The organism is Bacteroidales bacterium (assembly GCA_031275285.1).
In the GTDB taxonomy this organism is placed as follows: domain Bacteria; phylum Bacteroidota; class Bacteroidia; order Bacteroidales; family UBA4181; genus JAIRLS01.
In genome coordinates this window covers 1-12541 of the sequence record JAISOY010000085.1, presented here as the reverse complement: position 1 = coordinate 12541, position 12541 = coordinate 1, and the positions used below count along the sequence as shown (strand labels likewise).

The following is a 12541-nucleotide window of genomic DNA, read 5'->3' as shown; positions in this document are numbered from 1 at the left end:
GTAGTAATATCCCGTTTTACCTGGTCTCATCGGGATTGCTATGTAATATGGTACTGGATCCTTTACTGATTTTTGGTGTTGATGGCCTTTTTGACGGTCTTGGTACCCGGGGAGCAGCTATAGCGACATGGTTATCACAGGGATTTGTCGTTTTGTTATTTGTGTGGCAGTTGCGGAAGAAGAATGCGATATTGTCTCATTTCCCTTTTCTTATCCGGTTGCAATCCAAACCCACCAGACGAATTTTCAGGATAGGACTTCCCGTTGCCCTTATGAACCTTTTCTTTGCACTGATCAATAGCACTCTGGCCAGGATCGCTTCAGTGTATGGCGGACATCTGGGTATCTCAACCCAAACGACGGGAGGCCAGATTGAAGGGATTACCTGGAATACATCACAGGGATTCGGTACAGCCCTGAGTTCTTTTGTGGCGCAGAATTATGCCGCCAACAGAATGGACCGTGCTCAGAAAGCGTATCGTTATACGTTGAGTGTCATGTTTTTATTGGGAATAGTGGTAACCATTTCATTCCTCTTTTTTGGTGAACAGATTTTTGGGATCATTATTCCGGAATATGAAGCCCGGATCGCAGGAGGAAATTATTTGTTCATTATAGGTTTCAGCCAGATATTCATGATGGTGGAGTTGACTACACAGGGTATGTTTAATGGGATGGGACGTACCCTTCCTCCTGCTATGGTAAGTATTGTTTTCAATCTGGCACGGATACCACTGGCTGTTGTTCTTGCATCAAGAATGGGGATCAATGGAGTCTGGTGGGCGATCGCCATATCCAGTATTATTAAAGGGATGATCCTTTTTGTATGGCTTAACCTGGATTTTTTACGTAAAAAATAAAAACCAAGTTATTCACAAGTCTTTTTTATAAAAACTGTTCGTATTTTTTACGAACAAAAATAAAATGGTTGTGAGATCAATAAAATAGGACTTACGTGTATCTTAACTTTTGGCCGGGTTTTATTACGGAACTTTTCCGGATGTTATTCAATTGGCAAAGTTTGTCCATACTCACCCCTATCTTGCGGGAAATACCATATAGCGTATCACCATTCCTAACAGTGTAAAAACGTACTTTTTCCACATCCTTGACATACGCAAAATAACCTGAGCTTAAATTAAATTTCCGATATATAGCCGTATAGGATTCAAAATCTATCAGATCGCGTGGGGATATGGGTTGCCCCAAATAACGTATTTCATAATGCAGATGCGGCCCTGTTGAACGACCTGTATTTCCGCCCAACCCTATCACTTCTCCGGCACGTACGACCTGGTTAACTTTTACCATGGTTTTACTCAAATGCCCGTACACTGTTTCCAATCCATTAAAATGCCGTATAACGACATAATTTCCATATGCGCGTCCCCGATTAACAATACGTATCATCCCGTCGAATGAACTGCAGATAGGATCTCCGGTTTTCAATCTTGTATCAATTCCATAGTGGAAACGCCACCCTCTCCGGAATCCGAAATCAGAAGTAACCACGTTTTTATTAGGATGACAATACTGGGAAAAGTCGATCAGTACCGTATCGGTCATGTCGATCACACGTTGATTATAAGGATTCACATAACGGTTACACCAGATATAATTATACAGTTTTGAGGCTGGAACCATGGTGGAATCAATGGTCCCGATGTTGGCTAAAAATGCCAGTGAATCTAAACTTAACTCATCTTCTTCTAAGGAAATTTCGTCGCCAGGTAAAACTCTCGGCTGGAGGCGGAGATCTATAAAAGGCTGACTGTGTGCGTTTTCAAAAATTAGTAAGAATGTAAAAAACAATATAACTCTACCTACTCTATTCATAACTAACAATTTGAGGCAAAAATATGTTATTTGATTTTATGGAACAACATATGATTGTCATTTTTTTGACAAAAGTATGTTTTTCTTTGATAAAAAGAACAAAAATTTACCATTTATGGGCATCTTCTTCGAACCATCTTCCATGAAGACGGAGTGTTTGCTCGATGATATCACGCACACAACCTTTTCCTGCAGCTTTTGGTGAGATATAATCTGCTATTTCTCTGATCTCTGTTGCAGCATCAGCAGGACAGGTTGCCACACCGCAGTGTTGCATGACCTCTATATCAGGAATATCATCACCCATATACAGGATCTGTTCGGAATTAAGTTGGTGACGCATTTCAAAATCCCGTAGATCGTGGATCTTATCAGATGAACACAAATAAATATCATCTACTCCCAAAGCAGCAAAACGAATGCGGATAGATTCCGTATTGCCTCCGGTAATAATGGCAACGGGATAACCTTTTTTCCGGGCATATTGTACTGCATAACCATCTTTTACATTCATGGAGCGCATCAATTCTCCGGATGGATGTAATGTCAATACATCGGAAAATACACCATCAATATCGAAAGCAAAAGCTTTAATTTGATTTAATTTTTCTTTGAACGTCATGAATGTATCAGTTAGGGATTTTCTTTATTTGATCTCAAATAATTGATCGGAAAGTGGGGTATTGAACTTTTTATTAAAGAAGACATGTTTGGTAAAATCTCCGGAGGGTTCCCTTACAATAAGCTGATTTACAGAAAAATCATTTTTGTCGAATATTACTTCAATTTTTTGGATGTATTTTTTGATTTTTCTGTTTTGCGGCTCTATCTCTATCAGATAGCCGGAATCATCCTGAAAAACAGCCAAGGCATAATCTTTTGAACGGGTGAAATCACCGGAAAGACAGGCAGAGAACATGGATTGCATCGTAGTGACCATCGGATTGGAAGAGGTATTGTAAATGTTTTTTTTCCCATTGGTTTCTATTTTTACTTTTTCTCCATTCACAACAATCAGATATGGTTCGGGAGAAGTATACTTTAAAGAAACCACATCATCATCCCTGAAATAGAATTTCCCTGATGATGTTAATGTTTCTTCCATGATTTCCATCTCTTTGTATTGAATAAAATCACTTTCTATCGTTTTTTGCTTCCGTGTTCCATCCGACAATTTTTGGGCAAATTTATCCAGATCGGTAACAGGACTTTTTTGTGCACAACAATAAAATGCTATTAAAAGAAAGGTAAAAAAGAATAGTGATTTCATATATATGATCATTCGAATATATCAACTCAAAACTAATGCCAACATAAGATTCCTGAAATATTCGGCACATATGTCAGGTGATGAGGTAACATAAACCAGCTGTATGAGATTTATTGTTTATTTTTTCTGTTTTTCCAGAAAAGCAAACGGTTCCAGAATGAGGTCTTTTCTTCTTCCATATAACTGTTGTAATAATTTCCATAACCGCTGTAACTATATCCATAACCATAATTATAGCGGTATCTTCCCAACCCGTAAGAAGAACCGGCAGAGACATCATTGATGACAAGGGACAGCGACTTGATTTGCTCTTGTTTCTGCAGATCATTCGCAAGGAGGAGGGAATCTTTAGAGGATAAGTTATAACGGATAACAAAAATATTGAGATTGGTATACTGGGCCAGCAAAATGCTATCAACAACAACAGCAACCGGAGGAGTATCAATCACTATAAAATCAAATTCCGTACAGGCTTTATTCAGTAATTCGCCCATTTTGGGAGTTTCGATCAGTTCCGCCGGATTAGGAGGAATAGGGCCGGAAGGAGCAATGTAAAGATTAGCGATATTGGTAGCGTGAATAATATCTTCATATTTCGAATCTCCGATCAGATAAGTACTGATGCCTTCGTGGTTATTGATATTGAACACTTTATTGATTTTAGGCTTCCGCAAATCAAGGCCCATCAATAAAACTTTTTTCCCTGAATGGGCAATAATTGAAGCAAGGTTTGTGGATATGAAAGTCTTACCTTCCCCGCTTACGGTAGATGATACCGCAATGATTTTTTCATCTTTATTACGCAATAAATAATGTAGATTGGTCCTTAGCGCCCTGAATGATTCCGATAAAGGAGAGGTCGGATTCTCTGCCACGGGAATTTCGGATGCCTTATTGTTGTGTCCGATAATTCCAATAATAGGTAATGATGTAATCTTTCGAACCTCATCAAGGTCAGAAATTTTATGATTAAAGAAATCTATGATAAAAACCAATATCAAGGGAATAAGGAGTCCTAATGCGATTGCTATCAGTATATTCCTGCTTGCTTTAGGTGCTATTTTTGAAGCATTTTGAACGATTGCATAATCGAGTACCCTGTTGTCTGCTACATTGGAAGCCTTTGCAATGGCTGCCTCTGCATGCTTTTTCAGCAAAAAGTTGTAGGTTTCGTTATTTAAATTGTATTCACGTTGAATTTCCAATAGCCGGCGTTCTGTTACCGGTAATTTCAACAAATCTTTTTCCACGTCAGATCTCCTTTTGTTTACATCCTTTAATGCAACATCGGTAGATTCTACCAATTGGTTCACGTTTTCACGCAATGATGCCTGGATGGAGCTTATCTGTGCATCTAGGTTACGGACGATCGGATTCTTTTCAGGATCACTACTGTTGGATAAGTCCGACTTTTTGATGCTTAACTTCACCAGTTCGTTGACCAGTGAATTCAGTAAAAGATCATCAACTCCCATGATGGAAGGGGCAACGATCCGTCCCAGTTCATCCTCTTTTTCGAGATAATTCCGGAGATATCGATAATAATTTAGTTGGGTATTGACTTTCTGTTGTTCAGATATCAGAATGTTCAAGCGTTCAAGGATGGCATGACCTTCCAGGGTGAAATCGAACATTTTGTTGCTCGTTCGAAAATTTTCCAGGATATCTTCAGCCCGCTTCAGCGAATCGGTGACAAACCCTAGTTGTTCATTTATAAACTGAATTGCATTTATGGACATTTGGTTCTTCTCATCCAATCCATTTTGAATGTAGGCATCCATCAGGGTATTTACATAATCGGCTTCTTTTTGGGGTACCGCACCCGAAAGAGATAAGGTAAGTACTGTACCACGCTTGTCATTTGCCACAACAGACAATTTTCTTCTGTAACGGTTGACCAGTGAGTTAAAATTATGAATGATGAAAAAATATTTTCTACCCTCCAGATCTTCAATATTAGCAAATTCACTTGGGTAAATAGTGAAAGCGAATCCATATTTTTCAAACTTCTCACCAACATTTATGGTCTCCCGGATATCCTCACCGATACTAATCTGGCATTTTTTCCCCGGAAGGAAAGTGATATCCACCTGCTTTCCATATATTGTCGTACTATCAGGAACCACTAAAAATGGCTTTTTGGGATAGAGTTCCGTTTCACGGATCCTGCCGACAATGTAATAGCTAACACCAAAATCCAGGTTTTGCAAAGCTTTTGCTGCCATGGAATACGATTTCAGGATGGCGATCTCATTATCTATGTTTTTTCTCGGGCCATATCTGTCAAACACACTCACCAATAATTCTCCCATTGATTTTTTCTCTTCATTGACGAGCAATGATGCGTTGATGTCATACTGGGGTACTGTATAACGATTAATGAACCAGGCGATTGAATATGTAATACAAATAGATAAAACAAACCAGTACCATCGCCGGAATATTTTATTTAATAATTTTTTGATATCAAGGTTATCTTCTTGTACTTGATAGGGTTCCTGGGAGTCCGCCATAGGTCTATTTTGTTAGTGACAGGATAGCAACGATGAGTGCCAATGATGAAGAGATTGCAGAAATGTAGGTGATCATATCGGAAACAGTTACTCTGAAAATGGTCCTTGGTAATGGTTGAACATACACCCAGTCATTAGGCTGCAGGTAAAAAACGGGTGAAGACAAGGCATCTCTTTGGGTTAAATCTATGGTGTAGGTTTTGGCACCTTCTTCTGTAGTCCTTACAATCATGATATCTTTCCTGTCTCCATAATAATTCATATCCCCAGCCAAAGAAAGAGCCTGGAGAATGGTTGCCTGATCCCGGAAGATATTATATTCTCCCGGGTTTTTTACCTCTCCTGCAATATTGATACGGAAACTTACCAATCGTACAAATACCTGATTTTCATAAACAATTTTACTGACTTTCTCATGAATTATTTGCTGGATCTCATGGACTGTATACCCGGCAACAAAAACTTTTCCGATTACAGGCATCTCGATGTTTCCGTCAATACCTACCGGATAACCTGAAACATAAAAATAAGCACTGGATGTATTCTGGACCTGCTGTTGTATGGATGTGGCGTTAAACAGATCAGCGAATTCCTCTTTAGAAGTCACAACTTTTACATGAAGAATATCATTGGATTGTATTTTGTATTCGTCTAGGGATTTCTGGTAAAGTGTGTCCTGTTCTATGGATGAGCCTTTAGGTACCTGTAAGTAACGGTGTTTTCCACATGAGCAGACCAACAACATCAACAGAGCCGACACCAAAAAAATATTTTTTGCGTACATTATTCTGATTCAAAAATAAACAACAAAAATAATGATTTTTTATAAACCTATAAATGTATTAAAAATTATATATTATCACTATTTAGAATTCTTAAAACTGTTGTATCTTTATCACCTAATTCAACATATTCATTATAGAGCATCATGGATTTTATACAAAAAATCATTCAAAACGCAAAAACACACAAAAAACACATTGTCCTTCCGGAAGGTTTGGAAGAACGAACTCTTAAGGCGGCAGACCATATCATTCAAAATGAGATTGCCCGGTTGACCCTCATCGGTGATCCTGTTCTTATCCGTGAAAAAGCGAAAGCATTCGGGTTAGCACATTTGGAAAAGGCAAATATGGTCAATCCCAAGGATCATCCTAAGAAAAATAATTATATCGACCTGATGTTGGAGTTACGCAAAAGTAAGGGACTGACCCGGACCGATGCGGAAAAATTGATAGAAGATCCTCTATACCTCGGAACCTTGATGATTAAAGCAGGGGATGTTGACGGTGAAGTAGCAGGAGCACAAAACGCCACCGGCGATGTGTTGCGTCCTGCTTTCCAGTACGTTAAGACTCTTCCTGGAATTAGTGTCGTTTCGGGAGCTATTTTTATGATCCTGAAAGATAAAGAATTCGGACACGACGGCATTTTATTATTTGCCGATTGTGCAGTACATCCCAACCCTAATGAACGTGAATTGGCCGAAATTGCTGTTTCCTCAGCAAAGACAGCCAGAGCCATCGGTGGCTTTGAACCGAAAGTAGCTATGCTGAGTTTTTCTACCAAAGGTAGTGCAAAGCACGAGATGGTCGATAAGGTAGTTGAGGCTACCCGAATCGCAAAAGAGATGGCTCCTGATATAGCAATTGATGGAGAAATGCAGGTAGATGCAGCCATCATCCCATCTATCGGTGCAAGCAAAGCTCCGGGAAGTCCTATTGCCGGAAAAGCCAATGTATTGATCTTCCCGACACTTGAATCAGGTAATATCGGTTATAAACTGGTACAACGACTGGCTTCTGCCGAGACTGTAGGGCCTATTTTACAGGGAATGGCTGCTCCTATTAACGACCTGTCACGCGGATGTTCTGTCGAAGATATCATCAGTCTGGTCGCAATTACAGTCAATCAGGCGGCACAAAGTTATTGATCCGAGTATTTTAGCATAAAAATAGACAAGTAGTATGTCTGAATCATTAGAAAAATTTGCATTAAACAAAGCTATCAGCAGACAAGGGCTGATTCATAAAGTAGGGTTGATCGGCTGCGGGGATATGGGGCAGGAAGTTGCCCGTATCGTAAGCCAGTCGGGAATTGAAGTTATATTTATTGAAATAAGTGAAAAGAGGGTAGAGGAAGCCAATAAATCCATTGCATTGCAACTGGACGAGATCATTAACCGGTGGGGACTGACCCAAAGTGATAAACGGGTGATCCTCTCCAGGATCAAAGGAACGACTGATTATAACCTGATCAGGAATTGTGACCTGATTATCGAGTTGATCAGTTCAAACGATCCTTTGCGGGACCGGATCGACCTGTTCAAAAAACTGGAAGATTATGTCAGTCCGGAAACAGTGATTACCAGCAGTGTTTCCACATTGATGATCACCGATATTGCGGCTGCGATGAAATATCCGGAGCGGGCATTGGCTTTGAATTTCTTTGCGTCTCCTTCCAGGGTGCGTATCGTGGAAGTTGTATGCGGACTACAGACCAACCAGAAATCACATGATCTGGTTGTCCGTTTTGCCAAAATGATCAATAAAGAAGCTATTACGGTAAATGAATCCCCCGGAAGTATCAGTACCCGGCTTATCGTTACCTTGATCAATGAAGCCTGCAACACTTTGGTAGAAGGGGTTTCTACTGTTGAGAATATAGATACCATTATGAGGCGCGGATTCGGAATGCAGCATGGGCCTTTTGAACTTGCAGACAGGATAGGATTGGATAAGATCTTACGGTATATGGATCATTTATTCAATGAATTCGGGTTGTATAAGTTTAAGGCTTCACCTTTGATCAAAAGGCTGGTCAGGGCTCATAACAGCGGGGTACGTACGGGGAGAGGATTTTATATCTATGACGAGAACGGTCATAAAATTGGAATGAATGTGTCATCAGCGACACAAATACTGAATAAACCGGAATGATCCCATGTGAGGAAACCACATGGAACAATGAATATATCTTTTAGTAATGAAAATTATTGTTATCAATAGCGGAAGCTCATCTATCAAATATCAGGTTTTTGATATGGATGGACCTGCCATTTTGGCTAAAGGGGTAGTGGAAAAAATAGGTCTTAACGGGTCATTTATCAAGCATGAATCAAACGGGAAAAAGGTAACTCTTGAGGGAGAGATCATTGACCATCAGTCGGGGATTGAGTATATGTTAGGTATTCTGATCAGTAAGAAATACGGATGTATCAAGGATTTTAAGGAAATAGATGCCGTCGGACACAGGGTGGTGCATGGAGGTGAAAAGTTCAATTCCAGTGTGCTGATCACAGATGAAGTCATTTCTATCCTTGAAGAAAGCATCCAGTTGGCGCCATTGCATAATCCGCCTAACCTCAGTGGTATCTATGCCATGAAAAGCCTCTTGCCGGATGTCCCGCAGGTAGGGGCATTCGATACTGCTTTCCACCAAAGCATGCCTGATTATGCATATATGTATGCCATCCCATATTCGTTATATACCAAATATGCCATCAGGCGTTACGGGTTTCATGGATCCAGTCATCGTTACGTTTCAAAACGGGGATTGGAAATCCTTAAAGGAAAAGGTGTGCGGAAGATCATTACCTGTCATTTGGGTAACGGCGCATCCGTTGCTGCCATTGTGGATGGAAAATCTTTAGATACTTCCATGGGACTTACTCCGGTAGAGGGTTTGGTGATGGGGACACGTTGCGGGGACCTGGATCCGGGTATCATGACTTATGTGATGGAACGGGAAGATATCAACAGGACCGGTATCAATTCAATGATCAACAAGCATAGCGGACTTTTGGGTATCAGTGGGGTATCTTCGGATATGCGTGAACTCGAAGCTGCTGCTGGGGAAGGAAATGAGCGTGCCCAACTGGCTTTGAAAATGTTCCATTACCGTGTCCGGAAATATATTGGAGCATATGCGGCCGCTATGGGAGGTGTGGATGCTGTCGTTTTTACCGGGGGAATCGGAGAAAATTCGGATACTTCCCGGTATGAGATTTCAAAAGATATGGAATTCCTTGGGTTGGAATTTGACCAGGAAAAAAATGCAGGGGTACGCGGACAAGAAAAGATGATCAGTAAAGATCACTCAAAGGTATATGTACTGGTAATTCCCACTGATGAAGAATTGGTGATTGCCCAGGATACGGCTGTGTTGATCAAAGGGAAAAAATAAATCATCTTCATCCGGTTTTTCGATGAGCTATCAAGTGTTGTCTTTTAAGGAAGCCCTGGATAAGGCGATGCAATATTCTTCCCGGAAAGAATATAACAGTCACCAGATGATGAAGAAAATCATATCATGGGGTTGCTCGGAAGACGATACTAAGAACATTATTGAAGTACTTGTTGAACAAAAATTTATTGATGACCAACGATATACAGAGGCATTTGTGAGAGATAAGCTTCGGTTGGCAAAATGGGGACGTGTCAAAATCAGCTATATGCTAAAGATGCAGGGGATCCGTGATTCGATCATCCGTGATTCGATGACCGTGATCGATCAGGATGAATACCTGCAATTACTGAAAGGTGAGTTGACAAAAAAAAGTAAAAGTATTAAGGCCGGAAATCCGATAGAGATAAAGGGTAAACTATATCGTTTTGCAGCGGGCCGGGGATTTGAGCCGGATGTGATCAATGAGGCCATTCGTTTATGCATCAACGATTAATCTATCCATCGCCCATGATACAGACATTACATCATATATTCATTTTTTATAAGAGGATCTTTCTCATTACGTTGATCGTGGCTATTGCTGTCTGTATTACCTTTGGTAGTATCGGGGGTGTTTGTTTTCTGGAGTATCTGGGAAAAACCTATGTGGTCACCACATTGTTTTCTCTTTTTTTCATATACGAAATCATGCACCCCAATGAATATTATTTTTATTACAATCTGGGGTACACCAAAGCAAAGCTTTGGGGTTTCTCATTTCTGATCAGTTTAGTGATAGGTATCCTGATAGGTCTGATTGTTCGTTTAATCATCTGACAAATGGGTTTACATGTTGATAGTATCCTGAAATCTTACGGCTCAAGGCAGATCCTGACAGATGTCTTTTTGACCTGTAATAAAGGTGAGATTATCGGATTACTGGGAAGAAACGGTTCCGGTAAATCTACCTTGTTGAAGATTATATTCGGATCATTGTCTGCTCAGAACAACTATGTCCGCGTTGGAGATCGAACATTGAATACTCTTTCCGAACGAAAATATTTAATCAGGTATTTGCCGCAAAATAGTTTTCTACCCGGTCATATCCGTCTGAAAAAAGCTATTTCCTTATTTTGTGATACTCACAATGCTGAAAAGGTAAGAAACCACCATCTGATCTATCATTTGATGGAGCAAAAATGCAAGGACCTTTCAGGTGGGGAAAAACGGGTGGCCGAAATATTAATGGTGATCTATTCTGAAGCCGGATATATAATGATCGATGAACCTTTTAACGGCGTCGCCCCTGTATATAAGGAAGAGATAAAAAAGTTGATCCGGGAGGAATCTGAGAAAAAAGGCTTCATCATTACGGATCATGATTATCGTAATATCCTGGATATATCGACTAAAATTTTATTGATCCATGATGGAGGAATAAAGACCATTAAAGAAAAAGAAGAACTCAGACGTTGGAATTATCTGAGTTCGCCATAAGTTTACCAGAGTGGACTCGGATAAACGCCCTCTTTTGTCAATGTCTTTAAGCGATCTACGACAAAGGAGCGGTCTTCCTGATAAGTGACACCAAACCACTCAGCGGTGCTGCTCAATACTTTGACACTTGCTTTCTTTTCATTGATCAAACCACTCAGTACTGTCGGGATATATAATTCTGATTTCAGGTTATTTCCGTTTTCTTTAATGAAATTTTCGAAAGATACTTTTAAATCCTTGAAGTAAGCCGGAGTAAAACCCCAAAAATTCATGGATACTATCTGATCATCAGGTAAGGAGTGATTAACTTCCTGGGCATCCTTATAACAGATGAGGCTGCCGATACGTTTTATTTGTGTACATTCGGTGACTTCGAGCAACATGTCGTTTTCGTCGGTCTTACAAATGCCTCTGGAAACAAAACCATAATCGGACAAGGTGCGTGACAACTGGTAACCCACCATACAATAAGTGGTGTTTTCGTTTTTCTGTTCCATCAGGAAAGTGGCCATTTGCTTAAAGGCATCAGCGCCATAAAAATCATCGCCATTAATTACACAAAACGGTTCATTAATGGTTCCGTCGGCCATTAATACCGCATGGGCAGTTCCCCAAGGCTTTATACGTTCCGGATTGTAACTGATACCTTCCGGGACATATTCTATTTCCTGAAGTACATACTCTATTTCTATTTTTCCACTGTATTTTTTATAGAAAACCTGCTTGAATTCATCTTCAATACTTTTCCTGATAACCATTACTACTTTACCGAATCCGGCACGTATCGCATCATATATGGAATAGTCGATGATTGTTTCTCCGTTTGGTCCGAGTGTATCGATTTGTTTCAATCCGCCATATCGGCTTCCCATTCCGGCTGCTAAAACTAAAAGAGTTGGTTTTGTCATTGTATAATTGGGTATTTAATCTTAATAAACAATAAGTTATGCTTGATTTTGTTCAATAATATTATAAAACAGGGCAAAATTAAGTAAAGATTTTTTATTGGGCAATTTTGTTAAAAGAATAGGGTGATATTATTGGAATACATAGATAAATAATTATTGATGCTGGGGGCGCAGCAGATCATTAATAGTTTTTACAGGATTGAATGTTTCTATGGGAACTTCTACGAAAACGGTGTTCCAATGTGCCATGGCTCCATTCCATAGTCCTGGTAATTCCTGGGCTTTCAGTTCCATACCGTCTTTGGATTTCACAGAAATAAATCCCGTATCCGGATCACGGAATTTCAATA

At 39.9% G+C, this 12541-nt stretch carries 14 protein-coding genes; 7 read left to right on the top strand and 7 right to left on the bottom strand.

Translation table 11 applies throughout. The features are described from left to right. Nucleotides 1-860: MATE family efflux transporter (locus LBQ60_09265; protein MDR2038099.1), on the top strand; the 860-nt coding region annotated here is incomplete at its 5' end. A gap of 91 nt (nucleotides 861-951) precedes the next feature. Here LBQ60_09265 and LBQ60_09260 read toward each other — a convergent pair. The 5 genes from LBQ60_09260 to LBQ60_09240 all read right to left on the bottom strand — a co-directional run bounded on the left by LBQ60_09260 (nucleotide 952) and on the right by LBQ60_09240 (nucleotide 6379). Then, nucleotides 952-1836 carry a peptidoglycan DD-metalloendopeptidase family protein gene (locus tag LBQ60_09260; protein ID MDR2038098.1) on the bottom strand — a complete coding sequence of 295 codons (885 nt, stop codon included), beginning with the start codon at nucleotides 1834-1836 and terminating at the stop codon, nucleotides 952-954. Between the two features lie 106 nt (nucleotides 1837-1942). Then, nucleotides 1943-2458, bottom strand: coding sequence for an HAD hydrolase family protein (locus LBQ60_09255; protein MDR2038097.1), 516 nt, complete (start codon nucleotides 2456-2458; stop codon nucleotides 1943-1945). A gap of 24 nt (nucleotides 2459-2482) precedes the next feature. Further along, a complete protein-coding gene (locus LBQ60_09250; protein MDR2038096.1) occupies nucleotides 2483-3106 on the bottom strand; it encodes an outer membrane lipoprotein carrier protein LolA in 624 nt (207 codons plus the stop codon). Between the two features lie 110 nt (nucleotides 3107-3216). Continuing rightward, entirely contained in the window at nucleotides 3217-5619 is a 2403-nt protein-coding gene (locus LBQ60_09245) for a polysaccharide biosynthesis tyrosine autokinase (GenBank protein ID MDR2038095.1), read from the bottom strand. 4 nt (nucleotides 5620-5623) lie between these two features. Continuing rightward, nucleotides 5624-6379, bottom strand: a complete 756-nt coding sequence (locus tag LBQ60_09240) for a polysaccharide biosynthesis/export family protein (protein MDR2038094.1) — start codon at nucleotides 6377-6379, stop codon at nucleotides 5624-5626. A gap of 168 nt (nucleotides 6380-6547) precedes the next feature. Here LBQ60_09240 and pta point away from each other — a divergent pair, with 168 nt between their 5' ends. The 6 genes from pta to LBQ60_09210 are packed head-to-tail and all read left to right on the top strand — an operon-like array spanning nucleotide 6548 to nucleotide 11283. Next, the gene (pta, locus tag LBQ60_09235; protein ID MDR2038093.1) at nucleotides 6548-7552 is read left to right on the top strand and encodes a phosphate acetyltransferase; all 1005 of its coding nucleotides are present in this window, start codon (nucleotides 6548-6550) and stop codon (nucleotides 7550-7552) included. Between the two features lie 34 nt (nucleotides 7553-7586). Further along, the gene (locus LBQ60_09230; GenBank protein ID MDR2038092.1) at nucleotides 7587-8558 is read left to right on the top strand and encodes a 3-hydroxyacyl-CoA dehydrogenase family protein; all 972 of its coding nucleotides are present in this window, start codon (nucleotides 7587-7589) and stop codon (nucleotides 8556-8558) included. A gap of 46 nt (nucleotides 8559-8604) precedes the next feature. Continuing rightward, entirely contained in the window at nucleotides 8605-9804 is a 1200-nt protein-coding gene (locus LBQ60_09225; protein ID MDR2038091.1) for an acetate kinase, read from the top strand. Between the two features lie 22 nt (nucleotides 9805-9826). After that, nucleotides 9827-10300, top strand: coding sequence for a RecX family transcriptional regulator (locus LBQ60_09220; GenBank protein ID MDR2038090.1), 474 nt, complete (start codon nucleotides 9827-9829; stop codon nucleotides 10298-10300). 14 nt (nucleotides 10301-10314) lie between these two features. Next, complete coding sequence (locus LBQ60_09215) at nucleotides 10315-10623, top strand: hypothetical protein (protein MDR2038089.1); 309 nt, start codon at nucleotides 10315-10317, stop codon at nucleotides 10621-10623. A 3-nt stretch (nucleotides 10624-10626) separates the two neighbouring features. Continuing rightward, on the top strand, nucleotides 10627-11283 hold the full coding sequence (locus LBQ60_09210) for an ATP-binding cassette domain-containing protein (protein ID MDR2038088.1): 657 nt from the start codon (nucleotides 10627-10629) through the stop codon (nucleotides 11281-11283). Nucleotides 11284-11285: 2 nt separating this feature from the next. Here LBQ60_09210 and LBQ60_09205 read toward each other — a convergent pair whose 3' ends face one another. Both LBQ60_09205 and LBQ60_09200 read right to left on the bottom strand, forming a co-directional pair. Next, nucleotides 11286-12191, bottom strand: coding sequence for a nucleotidyltransferase (locus tag LBQ60_09205; protein ID MDR2038087.1), 906 nt, complete (start codon nucleotides 12189-12191; stop codon nucleotides 11286-11288). A 153-nt stretch (nucleotides 12192-12344) separates the two neighbouring features. Continuing rightward, on the bottom strand, nucleotides 12345-12541 hold a 197-nt coding region (locus tag LBQ60_09200), incomplete at its 5' end, for a DUF4301 family protein (GenBank protein MDR2038086.1).